The organism is Nocardia sp. CA-129566 (assembly GCF_050956075.1).
Taxonomy (GTDB): domain Bacteria; phylum Actinomycetota; class Actinomycetes; order Mycobacteriales; family Mycobacteriaceae; genus Nocardia.
In genome coordinates this window covers 1349246-1370239 of sequence record NZ_CP192085.1, presented here as the reverse complement: position 1 = coordinate 1370239, position 20994 = coordinate 1349246, and the positions used below count along the sequence as shown (strand labels likewise).

Sequence of the window (20994 nt, the reverse complement as noted above, 5' to 3'; positions counted from 1 at the left end):
TTCGGTCAACGGGCAGGCCGGGGGCCGACGATGGAGGCGCGTTCCATGATGCGCACATGGGGCCAGTAGTCACTGGCGGCGTAGTGCTGGACGGCGCGGTTGTCCCAGAACGCGACGGTGTCGGGCTCCCATCGCAGCCGAACCTGATGCTCGGGAGCATCGGCCGTCCGGCACAACCGGTCGATCAACGCACGGCCCTGCTCGAGGTCCGAGCCGTGGATGCGGTCGGCGAAGACCCGGTTGACGTAGAGGTGCTTGCGGCCGGTGACGGCGTGCGTGCACACCAGCGGGTGGGCCACCGCCGGATGCTCGGCGCGCATCTTCGCCCGCTGCTCATCGTTGAGCATGTGCCCGAACGCGCGAGTGAAATCATGGACGGCGTCGAGGTTTTCGATCCGAGCCCGGGTCTCCTCGTCGATGGCGTCGTATGCGGCGTACATGTCGGCGAACAGCGTGTCCCCGCCGATCGGGGGCACCGAAATCGCATGCAGGACAGCGCCCATCGATGGCTGTTCGCGCCAGGTGACGTCGTGGTGCCAGGCGTTCTCGAAACCGCCGACCTGAGCGCTCTTTTCGAATCGCACGAGTTCGGGCTGGTCGGTGTTGGAGGGGATGAACGGGTGGACCTCGAGCGTGCCGAACCGTCGCGCGAAGGCCACGTGCCGTTCCGGGGTGAGCGGCTGGTCGCGGAAGAACAGCACCTTGTACTCGTGCAGCGCCTGCCGCAGTTCGACGATCACCGCGTTCGGCAATTCGGTGGTCAGGTCCACCCCGGAGATCTCCGCGCCGAGGGTTGCGCCGACCTGGCGGGCGTCGAAATGCTGCCAGCTCAGCTGGGCGAGCCGGTCACGCTCGGCGGCGATATGCGTGAACGGGCCGGATCGGACCGGGTATCCGGGGAGCTGAACGGTGCGGGGCGTGACGCCGGCGGCCGGGTCCTTATCGGTGATCACGGACATGGCGACCTTCTTTCTCGGAGTAAGTGAGGCTGTAGTCAATTGACTACAGCTGCATGAGCTACTGTAGTCGCATGACTACAGAGGGTGCAAGGACGTCTCCCGACGACAGCAACCCGCTCGGTCGCGACGCCGTCGTGTCCGCGGTGCTCACCCACGCAGCGGATCTGTTCGCCGAGCGCGGTCCGGCCGCGACGTCGATCCGGGACATCGCCGAGCGGGCAGGGGTGAACCACGGGCTGGTATTCCGGCACTTCGGCGCCAAGGACAAACTGGTGACGGCCGTACTCGATCACCTCTCCGCCGAGACCGCCGAGCTCGTCGATACCGGCATTTTGTCGCCGGACGACCCCCGTCTGCGCCGACACTGGGTCGTACTGGCACGCTGCATTCTCGACGGCTACCCGGTCGGACAGATGCAGAGCCGATTTCCTGTCATCACGGCCCTGATCGAGCAGACCCGCTTACAACGAGCCGACGACCACGACGCCGCCCTCTCCGTCGCACACGCTGCTGCGTTCGTACTCGGCTGGCAACTGTTCGAGCCCTTCCTGCGCAAAGCCGCCGGGCTCGACAACATCCCGAATGCTGAACTGCGACAGGCCATCAACGCCGAAGCCGTCCGAATCCTGTCCAGCAGCCCACAATCCCCCGCCGACCAAGACCAATAGCCCGATCCGCGCTGGTGGCTCGAGCCTTCTCGGCGGTGAGAGGGAGGCGCGGAGCGCCCTCAGGATGTCGGTAGCTGTCGCCGTCGTGGCGCTTCAGCGACTGGCGTTGACGGAAGCAGGTGTGGTCGCGCTCATGGAGGAACTGGCCCCGCTGCTGTCGAAGTCCGCTCGGACGCTGGTCCTCGGCTGCTCGTCCAGGTCGTCGAGCAGCGCCGGGTCCTGCTCCTGGTGGGGGACGGGGAGGGCCGAGCGCTCCTCGCGGAGGACCTCCGCAGCGTGGGGTCCATGACGGACGGCGGGTATCAGCACATCGAGTACTACGAGGACTTCGGCTATCTGCGGAAGGGCTCGGCGCCCCTGGTGCTCAACAGTCCGCACGGGGGCATGCCGCAGCCGTAGAGCCGATCCTCAGACTCGGTCGGGGTCAGCATCAATGGCTACGACCCACCGCAGGGCAATGGGACCGGAAAGCAAAAAGCCCAGCCTGAGCTGGGCTTCTGGTGGAGCTAAGGGGAATCGAACCCCTGACCTTCTCGATGCGAACGAGACGCGCTACCAACTGCGCTATAGCCCCGTGCGGCTCCGGGGAACCGCGCTGTGACACTGTATCAGGCGGGGTGGGCAGACTCCGAATCGTGTGGCTGAGCTGGGCAGATGCGGGGCTGGGTGTGCGATCGGACGTGGCGTCCGGGTGATCAGGCACCTGCGGCGCGGCGCATATCGCCGCCCTGGCCGCGGCGCAGGGCGCGGGCGGTGGCGGCGTCGAAGGTTTCCAGGTGTTCGAACGTGGGGTCTTCGTCATCGGGCTCGATGAGGGCGGAGCGGCGGCGCAGGGCGCGGGCGGTGTCGCGGTCCATGACGCGCTGTTGGGCGCGTCGCTCGGCTTCGCGTTCCTCCTCGACGTGCTCGCCGCGGCTGCGAGCCAGCCGGGCGAGGCGACGGCGGCGGATCTCCTCTTCCATGCGCACCTGCTTGCGTAGGTACGCGAGATAGGTCACCAGAACGAGCGCGGAGCCGCCACAACCCCACCAGAACAGGGGGCTGAGTGCCACCGAAAGTCCGCCGAAGGTGACGGCGGCCAGGATCAGGCCGAGTACCGCGCGCTGGCGGAAGGTGTAGCGGGCCGCGCGCGCGATGGCGTCGGCCTCGGGGTCGAAGCCGCCGCGGCCGCGCCGAGTGGGCACGAAATCCGAATCGTCGGAATCGGATTCGTCGAGACGAGCGGGTGGCGCCGTCCGGGCCGAGGGGATCCGGGCACCGGTCGTTTCGGTGTGCTCTGCCGCCACCAGGTCATCATCGGCCGTCGCACGTTGGTTCGCAGCCGTTCGGGCCGTTGCGATCTCGTCATCGTCGGAATCGATACGGTCGACTTCGCCGACAGCGTCGTCGAATTCGGCTTCCGCATCGTCGTTTTCGTCGTCGGCCGGGTCGACTTCGTCGACTTCGCCTTCCCTGTCGTCGATTTCGGTATCGGATACCGCCGACCTGGCTTCGGGCGGGCTGTCCGCGGAATCGTCGTCCTCGGTGACCTGCTCGTCGGCCGGTGTCGTCATCCGGTCCTCCGCATCATCGCTGTGGGATAGCTTTCTCTGCACTCGGGTCGGCCGGTAATCCGGATCGCTGTCATGTCCGGCGGCGGGTCCGCTCTTCGTGCGCCGCTTGGAACCGCCGCGGTGCAATACGCGGGTCGCCAACGCCGCGTCGGTAGTCTGCCTGATCCTGGGATGCCGGTCGGCGAGGATCGGGAACAGCACGAAGACCCAGAGCACGACCAAGCCAATCCATAGGATCGAATTCGGCATCTCGCCTCAGCACCTCCGTCCCCGCCGCATCGTCTGTTCGACCGGGCCGCACCCCGCCCCGTCGCGGTGCGTTCGCTCGCTGCAAAACGCCTCCGACGGACGGACGTCCGGTCGCCGCGAGGCGTGTTCGGCACAGGTCACCGAGCGCCCCACAGCTCATCCTTTCGAGCGACCTGCAAGCAATCGCTACGGTCACTGCCGGTGGCACAGGACGCACCTCCGACGTCCGTAGGTTAATTCCGTGTCGCACCAAGTTCGGTCAGGCGCGCCGTGCACATACGCCACACCTGTCACATTCCCACCATTATTTCCGCGCGTCGCGACGGCCGGGCGCGTCGAAAACGGTACGGACGTGCCGTCATCCGGCGTTCAGGGCAGGGTGGCCCGCCCGTCGCGCACCAGCCGGTCCACGACGGTGCCCGCCACCTCCTCGACGGTGATGCCGACCAGTAGGTGGTCGCGCCAGGCCCCGTCCACATCGAGGTAGCGCTTCAGCAGACCCTCCTCGCGGAAGCCGACATTGCGCAGAACCGCTTGGCTGGCCAGGTTTTCCGGCCGCACCGTCGCCTCCACCCGATGCAATCCGACGGGTCCGAAGCAGTGGTCGAGCCCGAGCGCCAAGGCGGCCGTCGCCACCCCCTGACCGCCCAGATCCTTGGCCACCCAATAGCCGATCCACGCCGAACGCAGTGCACCACGCACGATATTGCCGACGGTCAGCTGGCCGCTGAAGGCGCCGTCGACCTCGATCACGAGCGGGATCATGGCGCCGCGTCTGGCCTCGGCCTTCAGACTCGACCACAGTGACGGCCAGTTCGACGCATGGTTGCGCGCCTCCCAGGCACCGCGCCCGGTCGGCTCCCACGGCTCCAGATGTGCCCTGTCGCGCAACCGGATCCGGCTCCACACCGCCGCGTCGCGCAACCGCACCGGACGCAAACTCACCGCACCCGCCGCGACCCGCACCGGTCCCAGATGCGCGGGCCATCCGGGATGCTGCGTGCCCCGGAACACGTTCATCGTCTCCACGCCTCAGCCACGCTGTGCGAGAAATGCGACACGAACCTCGTCACCGGTCCTGATCTCGGTGTCGTCCGGGTCGATCACGATCAGACTGTTCGCCTCGGCCAGCGTGGCGAGCAGATGCGACGAACCGCCGGCGCCGCCGCCGAGCGGCTGCACCAGATAGTCGCCGGTGGCCTCATCGCGCATGAGTTGGGCCCGCAGGTAGCCCTTGCGCCCGGCGATCGAAGTGATCGGCGTGATCGTCCTGGCACGAATGATTCGGCGCATCGGATGGCGGCGCCCCAAGGCAATTCGGATCAACGGTCGCACCATGACCTCGAAAACCACCAGTGCGCCAACGGGATTCGATGGCAATAGGAACGTCGGCACCTCATCGCGACCGAGCCGTCCGAAACCCTGTACCGAGCCGGGATGCATTGCCACCCGGGCGATTTCGAGATCGCCCAGCCCTTCGAGCGCCTCACGCACCTGCTCCGAGGCCCAGCCGCCGATCGCGCCCGCGATCACCACGACCTCCGAGCGCACCAACTGCCCCTCCACCACATCGCGCAGCCGCCGCGGATCCGAACTCACGATGCCGACGCGGTTCACATCCGCGCCGGCATCGCGTGCGGCGGCGGCCAGCGCATAGGAGTTGACGTCGTAGACCTGTCCGGGGCCGGGCGTGCGATCGATATCGATCAGCTCGCCGCCCACCGAGATCACCGACAACCGCGGCCGCGGATGCACGAGCACCTTGTCCTGGCCGACCGCGGCGAGCAGACCGACCTGCGCCGCACCGATAATGGTGCCCGCGCGCACCGCCACATCGCCGGGCTGCACATCGTCGCCGATGCGCCGGACATAGTCGCCGGATCGCACCGGCTCGTACACCTTGATCCTGGCCCGGCCGCCATCGGTGAAATCCAAGGGCAGCACGGCATCGGCCAGTGTCGGCAGCGGCGCACCGGTATCGACCCGCACGGTCTGGCGCGGCTGCAATCGGATCGGCTGTTTGGAACCGGCGACCACCTCGCCGACCACCGGCAGCGTCAGATCGACAAGTTCGCCGTCCTCGTTGCGGATATCGGTACCGGCGGCGGCGACATCGACACTGCGCACCGCGTAGCCGTCGATGGCGGCCTGATCGAATCCGGGCAGCGGTCGCTCGGTGACGACATCCTCGGCGCACAGCAGGCCCTGGGCCTCGGAGATCGCGACCCGGACCGGCCGGGGCGCGACCGCCGCAGCTGTCACCTTGATCTGCTGATCCTCAACCGAGCGCATCCAGCCCTTCCTGATCTCTCCGCACCGACCCGATTCCGCAACCCGCGCAACCACGTTCCGTGCGCGAGGTGAACCATCATTCGTACCCGACGGTCCACTATCGGCGAAACCCGACGCCCGCCGCTATCAGTCGTCGGTGGTCAGCTGTGGGTCCCAGTCCGAACTGAGCCGATGCTGCAGCCACTCCCGCAGGGCGGGGCCGTATTCCTCTCGTTCCAAGGCAAAATCGACCGCAGCACGAAGATAGCCGCCCGGGTTGCCCAAATCGTGGCGCGACCCACGGTGGACCACCACATGGACCGGATGGCCCTCCTCGATCAGCAGTGCGATCGCATCGGTGAGTTGCAGTTCGCCGCCCGCGCCCGGTTCGATCCGGCGCAGCGCGTCGAAGATGGCGCGGTCCAACAGGTATCGGCCCGCGGCCGCGTAGGTCGACGGCGCGTCCGCCAGCGCCGGCTTCTCCACCATTCCGTTGACCCGCAGCACATTCGGGTTCACCGCGTCGGGCACCGGCGCGACATCGAAGACACCGTAGGCGCTGACCTCGTCCTTGGGAACGTCGATGGCGCACAACACCGTTCCGCCGCGCTTGCGCCGCACCCGGCTCATCACATCGAGCACCCCGCACGGCAGCACCAGATCGTCGGGCAGCAGCACGGCGATGGCGTCCTCGTCGTCATCGAGGACACCCTCGGCCTGCGCGACGGCGTGTCCGAGGCCGAGCGGCTCCTCCTGGACCACCGAGGTGACATCCAGCAGCGCGGGCGCCTTGCGAACCTTCTCCAGCAGATGGAATTTGCCGCGCTCGGCGAGCGTGCCCTCCAGCACCAGATCCTCGACGAAGTGCGCGACCACGCCGTCCTTACCCGGCGAGGTCACGATGACCAGTCGCTCGGCACCGGAGTCGGCGGCCTCCGTCGCGACCAACTCGATGCCGGGAGTGTCCACCACCGGCAGCAGTTCCTTGGGCACGGTCTTGGTCGCGGGCAGGAACCGCGTCCCGAGCCCGGCCGCGGGCACCACGGCCGTGCGGAAACACGAAACGACCGCGCCATTCGCGGATTGTCCCGCCATTGCTGTCATACGCCTACCCTATCCATCCATCACCGGCCCGAGGCGGCCATCACGCCGACCCGGGTCCCGGTGAGCTTAAGGTGATCACCGTGGAGATGCCCGGCGAGCGTGACAAACATGCCTGGCGTGTGGAAATTAACGCTCGGCGGGCCGCGCTGACCGCCGCCGAGCACGAAACCGAGGCACGTGAGCTGGCCCACAACATCGCAGCCCTGGACGTTCCCGCATGGGTCTGCGCGTACGTGCCGGTGCGCGGGGAACCCGGATCGACGGCGCTGTTGGCGGCGCTGCGCGCGGCGGGCGCCCGGGTGCTGCTGCCGGTCACCGGACCGCCGGGACCACTGCGATGGGCCGAATTCACCGGTACCGACGACTTGCGGCGCGCCAGGTTCGGGCTGCTAGAGCCCGCGGGCGAGGTGCTCGCCGATGCGATAGCGCTGGCGGAATTGATCCTGGTCCCGGCGCTGGCGGTGGACCGCCGCGGCGTCCGGCTCGGCCGTGGCGCCGGATATTACGACCGGACGCTGGCCGCGGCCCGGCCGACGGCGCGATTGATCGCGGTGGTCCGCGATGACGAACTGCTCGATCGGCTGCCCGAGGAACCGCACGATCTGCGCATGGGCTGGGCGCTCACACCGCATGGCGGCCTGCATCGATTGGGTCGCGAAGGGGATGCGGAATGAAATGCCGATTGGCGATGTTGGCACTGTCGGCTGTAGAGTGCCAGGTTGACGAACCCTGCGGAGGATCCAGTGCCAACTTATTCATATGCGTGCACCCAGTGTGACAACCGCTTCGACATCGTTCAGTCCTTTGCCGATGAGGCGCTGAGCGTCTGCTCGGAGTGCTCCGGGAAGCTGCGCAAGCTGTTCAACTCCGTGGGCATTGTGTTCAAGGGCAGCGGTTTCTACCGCACCGACAGCCGCGGCGGCGCATCGACCGCGAGCGAGCCGGCGAAGTCGGACAGCGGTTCCGGCAGTTCCGGATCGAGTTCGGATTCCGCCTCCTCGACCAGCTCCAGCACCGCGAGCACGGCCGTCGCCAGCTGAGTTTCACCAGGTAGAAGCAGCCCTGTGGGAGTTATCCCCAGGGCTGTTGTTATCCACAGGCACCGCTGTTCGCCGGGCGAGTCGCTGTGATTGTGGCCATAGGCTGCGGACATGGCTCTCCTGGGCAGCATCGCGCTGGACAAGACCCGCTCCTTCGCCGAACTCGGCCGTGGCAACTCCCTGCGCTGCGCATTCGGCAATCGGCCGCCGTGGGCGGACGGTCTACTCGCCCGACGCCTGCTCGCGGCGGCACTCACCGCACTCGCTGTCATCCTCCTCCTGCGCGGCGATCCCGGTAGTGAACGCACCGACGTCGTGGTCGCCGGACGCGATCTGCCACCAGGGCACCTCTTGGAGGCGGCCGATCTGCGCTCGACACCCCACGAATCCGGGACACTGCCCGCGGGCGCGGTCGACGATATGGCCATCCTGGTCGGCGCGACGCTGACCGCAGCGATGCGTACCGGCGAGGTGTTCACCGATCTGCGCATCGTCGGTCCCAGGCTGGCGGCGGTCGCCACCGGCGCCGCGGATGCCCGCATCGTGCCCATTCGGCTGGCCGATACCGCGGTCGCAGAGATTTTGCGGGCGGGCGACCGGGTGGATGTCGTCGCCGCGGAGGAACAGAACCCGCAGAGCAGCCGACCCGCTCGGCTGCTCGCGCTCGACGCCGCGGTCGTCCTGGTATCCAGCCCTGGTGACCGGCGCGGCACGCCCGAGCGGGTCGTACTGGTCGCGATGGACGCCGAACACGCCACCGCGGTCGCCGCCGCCTCGCTGCGCACCGCCCTGACCGTCGTTTTTCATTGACAATCGTTAGCCGAGCATTTGCGATCAAGGTCAACTAGCATCGGTCGAATACGGCAGCCCGGACCGCCGAGCACAGCTATTCAGCTCCCATCCGAAGAGGAGATACAGGCAATGCTCAAGGGTTTCAAGGATTTTCTACTCCGCGGAAACGTCGTCGACCTGGCGGTGGCCGTGGTGATCGGTACCGCGTTCGTCGCAATCGTCACCGCGTTCACCAATGGCATCGTCAATCCGATACTCGCCGTCTTCGACGGCGACAATGAACTCGGCCTCGGTTTCCGATTGGTTGCCGATAAACCGGCGACCTTTGTACAGGTCGGCCCGATCATTACCGCGGCCATCAACTTCTTGATCATCGCCACGGTGTTGTATTTCGTGCTCGTGCTGCCCGCGACGCATGTGAAGAAACGATTCGGGACCAAGGACACCACCCCCACCGATTTGGAGGTGCTGGTCGAGATCCGCGATCTGCTCACCGATGGCCAGCGCAGCGGCGGCGGACGACACGAGTTCTGACCGCCTCCCCCGCACGACAATTCGAGCCGAATTCGGCACGACCACAATCAAATACGCTAATTTGTTCGTGCCACAAGGCAAACGGGCCCGTCGCAGCCGCGACAGGCCCGTTCACATATCCGAGCGGAATACTCAGCCGAGGCTGAACGGCTTGCCCCACAATGTCGTCCAGGTGATGACATTGTCGGTTTCCACTTCGACGCTGATGAACGCCCGTGCCTGCGCATAGCCACCGCAGCCGGTCAGACCGATGGTCTCATCGGACCAGGTGACCGAACCGCTGCCGCCCTTGAACTTGTTGCGCTTCTTGTGCGCCTCATTGCCGAAGTCGTCGGCCTGCTCGAGATCGAGCACATAGAACGACTGTGCCTGCCCCGGACCGAGACTCAAGTTGGCACCGCTGGTGGCGCCGACCTTCGGCTTGACGTTCTGGCCGTCACCCCAGTCGAGACCGCCGGTCGCGCCGCCTTCCGCGCCGCCGCCGTCGATATTCACCTGGCAGCCGACGACATAGCCCGGGAATATCGCACCGTTCCAGCCATCGGTGACCTCGACCTGCGCGCTACCGGAGACCCATGCGTTGCGGTGCACCGGTGTGGATCCCATGGACGGGTTGATATTGGCCGATTCGCCGACTAGTCGGATGGTGAGAACGGTGCCATCGGACAGTGTCTTGACGATTTCTCCGCCCGGCAGCGGAATGAAGGTGTCGGCATTGGCCGCACCGGTGGACAGCAGGCCCAGTGCCATGGCGGCGGCGCCACCGAGCCCGGCCGCGCGCACCGCAAACTTACGATCGATCATGATAGTTACTACCCCTAGCGGATTGAGTTCGATGAGTTCGATTCGGCGAATAGAGATTTCGAGATCCCACGCGGTCAGCCGATGCTGAACGGCGCTCCGTAGAGGGTGACCTTGGAGTAGTTGTTGCCGATGATCTCGACAACGGTGTAGGCACGCGCCTGGGCATAACCCGCGCAGCCCTGGATCTGGATCTCCGCATCCTGATACTCGACCGAGTAGACACCCGGCTTCAGGATGTCCTTGTAATCGATCTGAACGAACTTGACCTCGCCCGGGCCGAGATTGACGCCGATCGAACCACCGAGCGAACCGCCCGAGAGGTTGATACTGCCGGAAACGCCCGCCGAGATCGCGTTATCGGCGATACTCACCTGACATCCGACGATATAGCCGGTGCTCAACTGCGAAGCACCGTGCGTCGAGGAGTTATTGGTACCCGGCGCTCCGGAAGCGCCATTATTCGGACCGATGGTGCCCTCGGGCGTTACGGATATATCGGCAATGGCATTGCCCGTAACCCAGACGACTCGGCCCGCACCATTCGCGGCCAATGACGGCGAAATCAAGGCGTGTTCTCCCGTCCGGCTAACGGCCACGCCCGGGCCCAGCTTCTGGCCGTCCGGCAACGGCACGAAGACATCGGCGTTGGCAGCGCCGGTCGATAGCAGGCCCATTCCCACAGCGGCGACGACGCCGGCGCCCGCGATGCGGACACCTCGACGCAGACCGCTGAAGCGGTTCTTGCTCATACTTCCCCTCATCAGGTTCTAGCGGACGACCTCGGGGTACCGAGGCCGAAGACCCTTTCATGCGGACACCGCTCGATGGAAATACCTTGGCCATCAAGCGGATTGCCAACAATCTCGTCGGTGGACGATCTTGGGTGCGCACAATGTTAGTGGTTTCCGCCGAATCTCTGTGAGATTTCGCACATGTTACCGTTCGATCCGCTACGATCCGCGAATCACGGTGGGTATCACGGGGTTTCACAACGAAAAAGCGGGCCCGCCGCGAATGCGACGAGCCCGCTCGGGTTTTCATGGGGCGCTGCCCCTGCCGATCAGCCGAGGCTGAACGGCTGGCCCCACAGGGTGGTCCAGGTGATGACGTTGTCGGTCTCCACCTCGACGCTGATGAAGGCCCGCGCCTGCGCGTAACCGGCGCAGCCGGTCAGGCCGATGGTCTCATCGGCCCAGGTGACCGAGCCGCTGCCGTTCTTGAACTTGTTGCGCTTCTTGTGCGCCTCGTTGCCGAAGTCGTCGGCCTGCTCGAGATCGAGCACATAGAACGACTGCGACTGGCCGGGGCCGAGGGTGAGGTTGCCACCGCTGTTCGCGCCGACGCCCGGCTTGATGCTCTGCCCGTCGCTCCAGTCGGCGGTGCCTTCGACACCACCGCTGGCGCCGCCACCCGCGATATTCACCTGGCAGCCGACGGTGTAGCCCGGGAAGATCGAGCCGCCGCCGTCACCGGACACCGTGACCTGAGCGCTACCCGATACCCACGCGTTGCGGTGTAGCGGGGTGGAGCCCATGGACGGGTTGATGTTGGCGGATTCGCCGGTCAGGCTGATGGTGACGACGGTGCCGTCGGACAGCGTCTTGGTGATCGAGCCACCCGGCAGCGGAACGAAGGTATCGGCGTTCGCGGCGCCGGTGGAGAACAGGCCAAGGGCGACGGTGGCAGCGGCGCCGACACCGGCCACCCGTGCCACGTTCTTACGGTTGATCATGCTATTTCCCTCGAGGGTTGATTCGCTTGAGCGAGAAGAATGTTCGTTGGATTCGACCGACGTCAGCCGATGCTGAACGGCTGCCCGTAGAGGGTGGTCTTCGAGTAGTGGTCACCGATGATCTCGACGACGGTGTAGGCACGCGCCTGGGCGTAGCCCGCGCAGCCCTGGATCTCGATCTCGGCATCCTGGTACTCGACCGAGTAGACACCCGGCTTCAGGATGTCCTTGTAATCGATCTGAACGAACTTGACCTCGCCCGGGCCGAGATTGACGCCGATCGAACCACCGAGCGAACCGCCCGAGAGGTTGATACTGCCGGAGACACCGGCGGAGATGGCATCGCTGGCGATGCTGACCTGGCAGCCGACGATGTAGCCGGTGCTCAGCTGCGATGCGCCGTGCGTCGAGGAGTTGTTGGTGCCCGGGGCGCCGGAGGCGCCATTGTTCGGGCCGACCGTGCCTTCCGGCGTGACGGCCACATCGGCGATGGCATTGCCCGAAACCCAGACCACGCGACCGGCGCCATTGGCCGCCAGCGACGGCGAGATCAGAGCGTGCTCACCAGTGCGGGTGAGGGTCACATCGGGCCCAGCCTTCTGACCGTCCGGCAACGGCACGAAGGTATCGGCATTGGCAGCACCGGTCGAAAGCAGGCCCAAGGCCACGGCCGCGGCAGCGCCGACGCCCGCAATCCGGGCACCGCTGCGCAGGGTGCGGTTCTCGCTCATACTTCCCCTCATCAGGTTCTAACTAGTCAGCCTCGACCATCGAGGCTGGACGGTGGTCCTCTCAGGCCCAGCTCAGTTTGTGCCCCGTTTGTTGCCGATGTGTAACCGGCTGTTATTTCGGCGCAACGGTCAGTGCTGGCAACGGAACCGAGCCAGGTTCCGCCGAGTCGGCAAACGTACGTGCCGTACCCGGGCCTGCGTGGTCCAGCGGCGTGGGTGGCTCGTGGCGAGATTAAACCGACCAGTAACGGTCTGGCAACGTAAGTTTCTGTTAAGATCAATGTGATCTAGATCACACTATCTTAAATGCTCATATTGCTTGACGTGCATAAACAGGAAAGAAGCTCCAGCCGAATCGACGCCAAAAGTGGCGGCAGTCACATCAATGCCGATGGCAACTACGGGACAGAACCGTAGTTAAAGTCTAAGCAAATTTCAGGATGAGGAATTCACAGTGGAAGAAGCGGCGACATCGAACCGCGATACGTGGCTGGACCGTAGATGAGTCTTCAGCCGTGATGGGGCGGCACCTGCGAGCGGAGCCAGTCGTCGGATGACGGTTCGGTATCGGAACCATCACCGCGCTCGTCGCCGGTCGTCTCCGGGAGAACGTCACCGAAAATTTTTGCCAGACGCGCGGCATCCCTCGCCCGGCGCGCCGCCGGGCGAGGGTCGTCCGAGGAGTCCGCGGCGGAGATTATTCGGCCAATCCGGACAATTCGCCGATCACTCGGCTGGCGAGCGGACTCAGGGTTGCCATACCGTCGCGGACCGCCGCCCGGCTGCCCGGCAGGTTCACCACCAACGTGGAGCCGGAGACGCCGGCCAGACCGCGCGAGAGACCGGCGTCGAGCGAGCCGGCGACCCGGCCCGAGGAACGCAGTGCCTCGCTGATCCCGGGCAGTTCCCGGTCCAGCACCTGCGAGGTGGCCTCCGGCGTGACATCGCGCGGGGACATGCCGGTGCCGCCGACCGAGATGACCAGATCGACACCGCCGATCACCGCGGTGTTGAGCGCGTTGCGGATCTCCACCTCATCGGCCTGTACGGACACCGAAGCGTCCACCAGGAAACCCGCCTCGGTGAGCAGCTCGGTGACCAGTGGCCCGAGCGAGTCCACACCTCCATGCGCCGTTCGATCGTCGACGACCACCACCAGTGCACGCCCCGCCACAGGAGCATCGATTTCCATGGTGGTAACCGTAGCGTCCAGGCCGACGAGGTGGGCGTCGGCTCCCGGTCGCGCCGTCAATCCGCCCGGCAGGACCCGCATCATCGGCCACCGTCCGCGGCCGCGCCCGAGAGGGTCACCTCGACGGTCTTGGGGTTATTGCCTTGTTCATCGGTGTAGGTGATCTTCACCTTGTCTCCTGGCTGATGTGAGCGGACCGCGGCGATGAGCGCGTCGCCGGAGTCGATGGTCCGGCTGTCCACCTTGGTGATGATGGACCCGGCCGGGATGCCCGCCTTGGCGGCGGGGCCATCAGGAGTCGCCTCGAGCACCCGGGCGGCGGTGTCCTGCGGGCGCAGTTTGATGCCGATCTGGGCGTAGGTGGCGTGGCCGGTCTTGATCAGTTCCTCGGCGACCCGGCGGGCCTGGTCGACCGGGATGGCGAAGCCGAGGCCGATCGAACCGCTCTGCTGACCGGTCGCCTCGCCGCCGAGGCTGGCGATGGCGGTATTGATGCCGATGAGCTTGCCGCTGCCGTCGACCAGCGCGCCGCCGGAGTTGCCCGGGTTGATCGCGGCGTCGGTCTGGATCGCGTCGATGACCGGCTGCACCTGGCTCGGCGTGCCCTCACCGTTGGTGGAGACCGGACGATTGAGCGCGGAGACGATGCCCGTGGTCACCGTGCCCGCCAGACCGAGCGGCGAGCCGATCGCGATAACCGACTGGCCGACCGCGAGATTCGACGAGGTGCCCAGTTCGATCGGGGTCAAACCGTCCTTGCCCTGGACCTTGATGACGGCCAGATCCGAGACCGGATCGGCGCCGACCAGCGTGGCGGGCGCGGTGGTGCCGTCGGCGAAGGCGACCTCCATCTTGGCATTGACGCCACCGCCGGAGGCGACATGGTTATTGGTCAGGATCAGCCCGTCCGAGGACAGCACCACACCCGAACCCTCACCCTGGGCACGGTTACTGGCGACCTTGATCATCACCACGCTCGGCAATACCTTCTGCGCCACCGCCTGGGTGGAACCGGCCGGCGCGTTCGTGACATTGCTGACGTTGGGTTTGGGCGCGTCCAGGGCATTGGTCACCACGGCGCGGCCGTTATCGGAGCGGGTCACCAGCGAGCCGACCGCGCCGCCGACCCCACCGCTGACGAGAGCGAGCGCTACCGCGCCGACGACCAGGCCGGTGCGGACCGGGCGACGCGCGGGTTCCAGCTGCGGTTGCTGCGGATGTGCGTTGAACACGGCACCCGGATACGGCCCGCCGGGCGGGATGGGCGGCGCGTAGGACGGCTGGGTGTATTCCGGACCCGATTCGGGGCCGGGAAAGGGCTGCGTCGGGTTGTGCGACATACGCTGCTGCCAAATCGACGGACGCGGTGCTTCCTGGGGCGCGGGTCCAGGGTACCCGTGCGCCTGACCCGGCCGGCCCGGTTGCACGGCCGAGATGTCCTGGGTGGGATACGGGCCAGCTGCGGCGGCATTGGGGTTATCCGGCTGCGGCGTCGCGCCTGCCTTCGAATCCTCGGTCATGTTTCTCGTATCTCCTTACGTCTTCGACCAGCTTGGCCTCGACGACTGAGAGCGGACTGAGACCGCGCTTTCAGTTTTCCGAGATATCGGTGGGCGTCTCCGGTAGCGGCCCGCCATCACCTTCACCCGGCAATACGATACGGATCAATGCGCCGCCGCGCGGTGAGGTATCGATGGTGATGGTGCCGCCGTGTTTGGTCACCACCTGCTTGACAATGGCGAGGCCGAGTCCGGAACCGGGCATCGACCGTGAGGCCGTTGTCCGATAGAACCGTTCGAACACCAGCTCCCGCTCATTGGGCGCAATACCGGGTCCGGCATCGTCGACATCCAGTTCGAGCAGCCCGCGCCCGGTTTCGCGCATGGTCACCCGCACCTGTGCCCCGGCCGGACTCCATTTGGCGGCGTTGTCCAGGACATTGAGGATCGCGCGCTCCAGCCCCGCCTCGTGCCCGTAGACGAACCACGGGCGCAACTCGGCGACGAACTCGCTCGAACCGCGGCGGCGCCGGGCCCGCTCCAGCGCACGCTCGGCCACCTCACCGAGATCGATGCGGTCGTAGACGGTTTCGGGCGCATCCTCGCGGGCCAGATCGACCAGATCGCCGACCAGAGTGGACAGCTCTTCGATCTGGGCCATGACATCCGAGCGCAGTTCGGCCATATCCTGTTCCGGAATCTGCGGTGCGCCAGGGCGACTGGAGGCGATAAGCAGTTCCATATTGGTGCGCAAAGATGTCAGCGGCGTCCGCAATTCATGTCCGGCGTCCGCGACCAATCTGCGTTGGCGATCCCGCGATTCGGCGAGTGCGCGCAACATGGTGTTGAAACTCTCGGTAAGTCTTGCGAGTTCATCGTCGCCGGTAACCGGAATCGGCGTCAGATCATCGGTGCGGGCAACCCGCTCGGTCGCGGCCGTCAGCCGCCCGATCGGTCGCAGCCCGGTGCGCCCGACCGCGGTACCGGCGCCCGCCGCCAGCACGACACCGCAGCCGCCGACCACGAACAGCAACCACGCCAGCCGGTCCAGCACCTCCCTGGTCGGTTGCAACCGCTGCGAAACGATCAGCGTCGCACCGGAATGTGTCGGCACGGCGAGCACACGCTGATTACTCACGGTGCGCAGGGACGACGCCAACTCCCCGTCGGCGACCGCGAGTTCTTGGGTGCCCACCGGCGGAATTGTTTGCTGCGGCGGCATATACGCCTTGTGATTGGCGTATATCAATGCGACCCCGACATCATTGGAGTACAGGCCAGCGATCACGATCGACTGGAACCCCAGGCTGTCGAAGTTGTTATTGATCATGGTGGCCGCACGGGCCTTCAACTGTGAGTCGACATCGTCGTACAACGAGCGGGCAACCATCGCATACGCCGCGATGGAAGTCACCGCGACGGCCACGGCCACCACCGACGCGGCCAGCAGCGTCACCCGCCAGCGCAGCGAGACCGATCTGGTCAGGGGCATGGGCGGACGCATCTCCGCCGAATCCGGCTGACCGAGCGTGGCGACCAGTTGTCGCTTGGGGATCGCGCGTGCCATGACCGCCTACGGAGGTGTCTCGCGCAGGACGTAGCCGACACCGCGCACGGTGTGGATGAGCCGGGCCTCGCCCTCGGCCTCGGTCTTGCGGCGCAGGTAGCCGATATAAACCTCGAGTGCGTTACCGGAGGTCGGGAAGTCGTAGCCCCAGACCTCCTCGAGGATGCGGCTGCGAGTCAGCACCCGGCGCGGATTGGCCATCAGCATTTCCAGCAGTGAGAACTCGGTGCGGGTCAGGCTGATCGAGCGGTCGCCCCGGGTCACCTCCCGGGTGACCGGGTCCAGCGACAGATCGGCGAACGTCATGGTCTCGGAAACCTCGCCGGGATCGGTGGCCCTGCGGCGCAACAACGCGCGCAATCGCGCCAGCAATTCCTCCAGCGCGAATGGTTTCGGCAAATAGTCGTCGGCACCGGCATCGAGTCCGGCTACCCGTTCCGATACCGAATCGCGCGCCGTCAAAACCAGAATCGGCAGATCGTCTCCGGTACTACGCAACCGTCGGCAAACTTCGAGCCCATCCATCCGCGGCATCATCACATCGAGTACGAGTGCGTCCGGTCGCTGCACGGTTGCCTTCTCCAGCGCGTCCACGCCATCGACCGCGAGATCGACGGCGTAGCCGTTGAAGGTCAGTGACCGGCGCAGCGATTCCCGGACGGCGCGATCGTCGTCGACTACCAGAATGCGCATGCCCCCAGTTTGACCGCATCGACTGAGAGTCGACTGAGAGGGAGACGTTCGACACGCCGACGCCGCTTGCGGTTCACCCGAATGGATCGACCCCACTAGGGAGTGGTCGAGTGACCAGCAGGTTTGTGATCACGTACAGATCTCGGTGCAAAACGCAACCGTTTTGGACGGCGAAACCCGTTCTGAGTAGCCATATTCGAGTGAATTACAGAGTGTGTGCCCCAGATTGCCGTTGGTCACTCTGCGCGGTATGTTCCGTGCGGTAAAAAGAAGACCTCCAGTTGGTTCTCAGCGGGTTGAATCAAAACCGAACAGCCACGCGCCATCCGGGGGCACTCGTGCAAGCTCGTGAAGCGGAGGCAACGGAAGCGGATGGAAGCTGCACCGCGGTCCTGGCAATTCAGTCTGTCCAACTGGTCGGTCACTCGCAAGGTTGGCATCGTGCTGGTGCTGCCCGTGCTGCTGGCCACCGTGTTCGCCGTGCTCCGGATCAACAACGAACTGCGCACCATGTCGCAGTTGGACGCGGCGACCGAACAGGTCATCATCATTCGCCCGATCGTCAAGTTCGGTACCGCCACCGAACAACTCGCGGTCGCGGCGACATCCTCCTGGGGTAACACCGCGGATCCGGCCACCGACGCGGCGTTGACGAAATTCGATCAGGCGCTCGCCGATCTCGAGGCCGGAATGCGCACCACCAAGGCGAGCACCAGGGTCACCTCCGAATTGGCCTCGGCCGTCGCCACCGGCACCACCATGCGCAATAGCCTGCGCAACGGATCGCCGATGATGGTCGGCGAACAGGCCGATGAGATCGCGGTCCGCATCGGCAACGCCTTCGCGCTCTCGCCCTCGGTCGAGGACCTCGTCATCCAGCGGTACTTCCTGCAGATCGGCGCGATCCAGAACGCGCGGCGCGTGCTGACCCAGCAGCGGATGATGATCAGCTCCCCCGACGCGAGTCACAATCCGAGCGTGCGGGCGAAGGTGCTCACCTCGGGGGGTGCCGAGATGACCATGGTCAACACCTACGGCATCATCCTGCCGGACAACGCGCCCAACATGCGTCCATTGCTGGACGCGGTCGGCATCCGGCTCGGGGCGTTCAGCCAGAACGCAGGCGATCCGACATCCAGTCCGGCCGTGCTGGAATCGCTGCAGGTGAGCGCGGACACCTACGAGAAGACCACCAACGCTCTCGCCGACACCATCGATAGGGCGCTGGCCGATCGGACCACCGAGGCGCAGACCGGCGCGCTGCGCGAAACCACGATCGTCATCGGCATGCTGCTCGCCGGCCTGGCCCTGGCCCTGGCCGTCGCGCGCGCCCTGGTCGTCCCGGTGCGCAGGCTGCGGCGCGATGCCCTCGAAGTCGCACACGTCAAACTGCCCGACGAACTCGCCGTCGTACGCAGCGGTGGCGCCACCCCGGAGATCACCCCGGTCGCCGTGCACACCACCGACGAGGTCGGCCAGCTGGCCCGCGCCGTCGACGAAATCCACGAGCAGGCGCTGAATCTCGCCGCCGACCAGGCCCGACTGCGACTGCAGATCGGGAACATGTTCGAAACCCTGTCCCGCCGCAGCCAATCCCTCGTCGAGCAGCAGCTGGCGCTGATCGAGGATCTGGAGCACGACGAGGACAACGCCGAGCGGCTGCAGAGTCTGTTCCGCCTGGACCACCTCGCCACCCGCATGCGCCGCAACGGCGACAACCTGCTGGTGCTCGCCGGTACCGCGCTGCGCCGTGGCCAGCTGCATCCGGTGCCGTTGTCGGACATGCTCTGGAGTGCGGTCTCCCAGGTGGAGGACTACCAGCGCGTCGAGATCGGCGCGGTGCCCGACGGCATCGTCGCCGGTGAACCCGCGGTCGATATCGAGCATCTGCTCGCCGAACTCATCGATAACGCGCTGCGCTACTCCCCGCCGACCACACCGGTCGCGGTGATGGTGGCGCGCGCGGTCGACGGCGGCTACCTGATCGAGATCACCGACCGCGGCCTCGGCATGTCACTCGAGGATCTGCAGCTCACCAATGACCGGCTCGCCTCCGGTGGTGAGGTGACCGTCGAAACCGCCCGCCGCATGGGCCTTTTCGTCGTCGGCCGACTCGCCAAGCGGCACACCATCACGGTGAGCCTGCGCCGCACCTCGACCATGGCACAGCAGCCCGGCATCACCGCCAGCGTGCACCTGCCGGGCGCGCTGGTCGCCCCGCCGCTGGACGCGACCGATCCGAACCAGCGGGCCATCGAGGCGCCGATGATGGCCGCACTGCCCGCACCGCCGCAGCAGCCACCGCGCACGCTGGTGCCGGTGCCGAGCCTGCCGCAGCGCGAGCCGTCGCGGTTCGCCGTCACCAGTTCCGGGCTGCCGCAACGTCGCCCCGCCATGCGCGTTGCTGACGCACCCGAGGTACCAGTACCCGGGGACGATCAGACCGAAACCTCGGTCGACGTATTCGCCGAGCATCCGATTGGCCGCGGCGAGTCCGACCGGCAGCGCCTGACCCCGTTCGGACCGCCGACCTCGACGAATGAGTTTGCCACCGGGCCGAATTCGGTGATCGACGTGGAACCGCAGGTGCCCCTCGGCGCCGTCACCGACCTATGGGCCGAACAGCCCGACGACCCCGCCACGACCGGCCCGACGCCGACCGTCTCTCGCGAACCGGCCGAACCGCAGGCCACCGCGTATCTCACCGGTCCACAACCCATCACGCCGCAGGCCGTCCGGCCGTCGCTGCCGACCCGAAGGCCCGCCGCCGCATCGGAACCCGCGACCACGACCTCGACTCGACTACAACCGGTACAGGCCGAATCCAGCACGACCACCTCGACCCGACTGCAACCGGTACAGGGCGAATCGCCCACTCCGATCTACCAGCGGATGGTCTCGGAGTGGCTGGTCGAGCCCGCGACGGCGGCACCCTCGCCCTCGGCATGGACTTCACCCGCCGACGCGGGCTGGACGGCCGCCGAACAGGCCAGTCATCCGACCCCCGAATCCCGCACCGTCGGCGGACTGCCGATCCGCCGACCGGGAGCACAGCTGGTGCCCGGTGGCCTCGCACCGGCGGAAGAACCCGGCGTACGTGATCCGGACGAGATCCGGAACAACCTGACCAGGCATCTCAGTGGAGTCCGCAGCGGGCGGGCCGAAGCGCAGTACAACGACGGAGGGCTTGTATGACCAACCCCAACAGCACCACGGACGAGAACCTGAATTGGCTGGTCGCCCGCTTCACCAAGGATGTGCCCGGTGTGTCGCATGCGGTGCTGGTGACGGCGGACGGCCTGCTGCAGGCGACCAGTCCGCATCTACCCGCCGACCGGGCCGAACAGCTTTCCGCGGTCACCGCCGGTCTTGCGAGCCTAGCCACCGGCGCGGCCTCGCTGTTCGACGGCGGCAAGGTGATGCAGTCGATCGTGGAGATGCAGCGCGGCTATCTGCTGGTGATGAGCGTCGGCAACGGATCACATCTGGCCGTGCTCGCCAATAAGTCGCACGACATCGGCCGCATCGGCTACGAAATGGCCCTGCTCGCCGATCGTGTTGGCGCGGTGGTCACGGCCACCGCCCGGACAGCAGTCTGATCCAACG

21 protein-coding genes and 1 tRNA gene are annotated in these 20994 nt (G+C 66.3%); 8 read left to right on the top strand and 14 right to left on the bottom strand.

Annotation, left to right across the window (positions count from 1 at the left end):
* Positions 1-5: 5 nt before the first annotated feature.
* Entirely contained in the window at positions 6-959 is a 954-nt protein-coding gene (locus ACQP0C_RS06225; RefSeq protein ID WP_433731396.1) for a TauD/TfdA dioxygenase family protein, read from the bottom strand.
* Positions 960-1030: 71 nt separating this feature from the next.
* Between ACQP0C_RS06225 and ACQP0C_RS06220 the strand changes: the two genes are divergently transcribed.
* Positions 1031-1627, top strand: coding sequence for a TetR/AcrR family transcriptional regulator (locus ACQP0C_RS06220; RefSeq protein ID WP_433731394.1), 597 nt, complete (start codon positions 1031-1033; stop codon positions 1625-1627).
* Between the two features lie 228 nt (positions 1628-1855).
* Entirely contained in the window at positions 1856-2026 is a 171-nt protein-coding gene (locus ACQP0C_RS06215) for an Imm32 family immunity protein (protein WP_433731392.1), read from the top strand.
* 99 nt (positions 2027-2125) lie between these two features.
* Here ACQP0C_RS06215 and ACQP0C_RS06210 read toward each other — a convergent pair.
* The 5 genes from ACQP0C_RS06210 to ACQP0C_RS06190 form a co-directional block, all read right to left on the bottom strand.
* A tRNA-Ala gene (locus tag ACQP0C_RS06210) sits at positions 2126-2201 on the bottom strand.
* A 121-nt stretch (positions 2202-2322) separates the two neighbouring features.
* Entirely contained in the window at positions 2323-3429 is a 1107-nt protein-coding gene (gene sepX / locus ACQP0C_RS06205) for a divisome protein SepX/GlpR (RefSeq protein ID WP_433731390.1), read from the bottom strand.
* A gap of 369 nt (positions 3430-3798) precedes the next feature.
* Positions 3799-4449, bottom strand: a complete 651-nt coding sequence (locus tag ACQP0C_RS06200) for a GNAT family N-acetyltransferase (protein ID WP_433731388.1) — start codon at positions 4447-4449, stop codon at positions 3799-3801.
* A gap of 12 nt (positions 4450-4461) precedes the next feature.
* The gene (gene glp / locus ACQP0C_RS06195) at positions 4462-5721 is read right to left on the bottom strand and encodes a molybdotransferase-like divisome protein Glp (RefSeq protein WP_354958371.1); all 1260 of its coding nucleotides are present in this window, start codon (positions 5719-5721) and stop codon (positions 4462-4464) included.
* 126 nt (positions 5722-5847) lie between these two features.
* Positions 5848-6804 carry a UTP--glucose-1-phosphate uridylyltransferase gene (locus ACQP0C_RS06190; RefSeq protein WP_433682677.1) on the bottom strand — a complete coding sequence of 319 codons (957 nt, stop codon included), beginning with the start codon at positions 6802-6804 and terminating at the stop codon, positions 5848-5850.
* 86 nt (positions 6805-6890) lie between these two features.
* Here ACQP0C_RS06190 and ACQP0C_RS06185 point away from each other — a divergent pair, with 86 nt between their 5' ends.
* The 4 genes from ACQP0C_RS06185 (at position 6891) to mscL (ending at position 9170) form a co-directional block, all read left to right on the top strand.
* Positions 6891-7478, top strand: a complete 588-nt coding sequence (locus ACQP0C_RS06185) for a 5-formyltetrahydrofolate cyclo-ligase (protein ID WP_433734451.1) — start codon at positions 6891-6893, stop codon at positions 7476-7478.
* Between the two features lie 69 nt (positions 7479-7547).
* Positions 7548-7844 carry an FmdB family zinc ribbon protein gene (locus tag ACQP0C_RS06180; protein WP_433731386.1) on the top strand — a complete coding sequence of 99 codons (297 nt, stop codon included), beginning with the start codon at positions 7548-7550 and terminating at the stop codon, positions 7842-7844.
* Between the two features lie 111 nt (positions 7845-7955).
* On the top strand, positions 7956-8654 hold the full coding sequence (locus ACQP0C_RS06175; protein ID WP_433731384.1) for an SAF domain-containing protein: 699 nt from the start codon (positions 7956-7958) through the stop codon (positions 8652-8654).
* Positions 8655-8765: 111 nt separating this feature from the next.
* On the top strand, positions 8766-9170 hold the full coding sequence (mscL, locus tag ACQP0C_RS06170) for a large conductance mechanosensitive channel protein MscL (RefSeq protein ID WP_433731382.1): 405 nt from the start codon (positions 8766-8768) through the stop codon (positions 9168-9170).
* 132 nt (positions 9171-9302) lie between these two features.
* Here mscL and ACQP0C_RS06165 read toward each other — a convergent pair whose 3' ends face one another.
* The 8 genes from ACQP0C_RS06165 to ACQP0C_RS06130 form a co-directional block, all read right to left on the bottom strand.
* Positions 9303-9974, bottom strand: coding sequence for an MspA family porin (locus tag ACQP0C_RS06165; protein ID WP_433731380.1), 672 nt, complete (start codon positions 9972-9974; stop codon positions 9303-9305).
* A gap of 74 nt (positions 9975-10048) precedes the next feature.
* Complete coding sequence (locus ACQP0C_RS06160) at positions 10049-10723, bottom strand: MspA family porin (protein WP_433731378.1); 675 nt, start codon at positions 10721-10723, stop codon at positions 10049-10051.
* Positions 10724-11034: 311 nt separating this feature from the next.
* Positions 11035-11706 carry an MspA family porin gene (locus ACQP0C_RS06155; protein ID WP_433731376.1) on the bottom strand — a complete coding sequence of 224 codons (672 nt, stop codon included), beginning with the start codon at positions 11704-11706 and terminating at the stop codon, positions 11035-11037.
* 62 nt (positions 11707-11768) lie between these two features.
* Positions 11769-12437, bottom strand: a complete 669-nt coding sequence (locus ACQP0C_RS06150) for an MspA family porin (RefSeq protein WP_433731374.1) — start codon at positions 12435-12437, stop codon at positions 11769-11771.
* Between the two features lie 697 nt (positions 12438-13134).
* Complete coding sequence (locus tag ACQP0C_RS06145) at positions 13135-13710, bottom strand: MogA/MoaB family molybdenum cofactor biosynthesis protein (RefSeq protein WP_433682669.1); 576 nt, start codon at positions 13708-13710, stop codon at positions 13135-13137.
* Complete coding sequence (locus ACQP0C_RS06140; protein WP_433731372.1) at positions 13710-15149, bottom strand: trypsin-like peptidase domain-containing protein; 1440 nt, start codon at positions 15147-15149, stop codon at positions 13710-13712. Before ACQP0C_RS06140 ends, ACQP0C_RS06145 begins: the two co-directional genes overlap by 1 nt.
* 70 nt (positions 15150-15219) lie before the next feature.
* On the bottom strand, positions 15220-16695 hold the full coding sequence (locus ACQP0C_RS06135; protein ID WP_433731369.1) for an ATP-binding protein: 1476 nt from the start codon (positions 16693-16695) through the stop codon (positions 15220-15222).
* Between the two features lie 6 nt (positions 16696-16701).
* Positions 16702-17388, bottom strand: a complete 687-nt coding sequence (locus ACQP0C_RS06130; protein WP_433731367.1) for a response regulator transcription factor — start codon at positions 17386-17388, stop codon at positions 16702-16704.
* Positions 17389-17760: 372 nt separating this feature from the next.
* Between ACQP0C_RS06130 and ACQP0C_RS06125 the strand changes: the two genes are divergently transcribed.
* Entirely contained in the window at positions 17761-20583 is a 2823-nt protein-coding gene (locus ACQP0C_RS06125; RefSeq protein WP_433731365.1) for an ATP-binding protein, read from the top strand.
* Positions 20580-20987 carry a roadblock/LC7 domain-containing protein gene (locus ACQP0C_RS06120; protein WP_433682664.1) on the top strand — a complete coding sequence of 136 codons (408 nt, stop codon included), beginning with the start codon at positions 20580-20582 and terminating at the stop codon, positions 20985-20987. Before ACQP0C_RS06125 ends, ACQP0C_RS06120 begins: the two co-directional genes overlap by 4 nt.
* The last annotated feature ends 7 nt before the right edge of the window (positions 20988-20994 follow it).

Coding starts and splice junctions, on each gene's coding strand:
- ACQP0C_RS06185 (WP_433734451.1), top strand. CDS start 6,891: ATGCCCGGCGAGCGTGACAAACATGCCTGGCGTGTGGAAATTAACGCT.
- ACQP0C_RS06175 (WP_433731384.1), top strand. CDS start 7,956: ATGGCTCTCCTGGGCAGCATCGCGCTGGACAAGACCCGCTCCTTCGCC.
- glp (WP_354958371.1), bottom strand. CDS start 5,721: ATGCGCTCGGTTGAGGATCAGCAGATCAAGGTGACAGCTGCGGCGGTC.
- ACQP0C_RS06145 (WP_433682669.1), bottom strand. CDS start 13,710: ATGCGGGTCCTGCCGGGCGGATTGACGGCGCGACCGGGAGCCGACGCC.
- sepX (WP_433731390.1), bottom strand. CDS start 3,429: ATGCCGAATTCGATCCTATGGATTGGCTTGGTCGTGCTCTGGGTCTTC.
- ACQP0C_RS06125 (WP_433731365.1), top strand. CDS start 17,761: ATGGAAGCTGCACCGCGGTCCTGGCAATTCAGTCTGTCCAACTGGTCG.
- ACQP0C_RS06225 (WP_433731396.1), bottom strand. CDS start 959: ATGTCCGTGATCACCGATAAGGACCCGGCCGCCGGCGTCACGCCCCGC.
- ACQP0C_RS06120 (WP_433682664.1), top strand. CDS start 20,580: ATGACCAACCCCAACAGCACCACGGACGAGAACCTGAATTGGCTGGTC.
- ACQP0C_RS06165 (WP_433731380.1), bottom strand. CDS start 9,974: ATGATCGATCGTAAGTTTGCGGTGCGCGCGGCCGGGCTCGGTGGCGCC.
- ACQP0C_RS06200 (WP_433731388.1), bottom strand. CDS start 4,449: ATGAACGTGTTCCGGGGCACGCAGCATCCCGGATGGCCCGCGCATCTG.
- ACQP0C_RS06135 (WP_433731369.1), bottom strand. CDS start 16,695: ATGGCACGCGCGATCCCCAAGCGACAACTGGTCGCCACGCTCGGTCAG.
- ACQP0C_RS06130 (WP_433731367.1), bottom strand. CDS start 17,388: ATGCGCATTCTGGTAGTCGACGACGATCGCGCCGTCCGGGAATCGCTG.
- ACQP0C_RS06140 (WP_433731372.1), bottom strand. CDS start 15,149: ATGACCGAGGATTCGAAGGCAGGCGCGACGCCGCAGCCGGATAACCCC.
- ACQP0C_RS06155 (WP_433731376.1), bottom strand. CDS start 11,706: ATGATCAACCGTAAGAACGTGGCACGGGTGGCCGGTGTCGGCGCCGCT.
- ACQP0C_RS06190 (WP_433682677.1), bottom strand. CDS start 6,804: ATGACAGCAATGGCGGGACAATCCGCGAATGGCGCGGTCGTTTCGTGT.
- mscL (WP_433731382.1), top strand. CDS start 8,766: ATGCTCAAGGGTTTCAAGGATTTTCTACTCCGCGGAAACGTCGTCGAC.
- ACQP0C_RS06160 (WP_433731378.1), bottom strand. CDS start 10,723: ATGAGCAAGAACCGCTTCAGCGGTCTGCGTCGAGGTGTCCGCATCGCG.
- ACQP0C_RS06150 (WP_433731374.1), bottom strand. CDS start 12,437: ATGAGCGAGAACCGCACCCTGCGCAGCGGTGCCCGGATTGCGGGCGTC.
- ACQP0C_RS06220 (WP_433731394.1), top strand. CDS start 1,031: ATGACTACAGAGGGTGCAAGGACGTCTCCCGACGACAGCAACCCGCTC.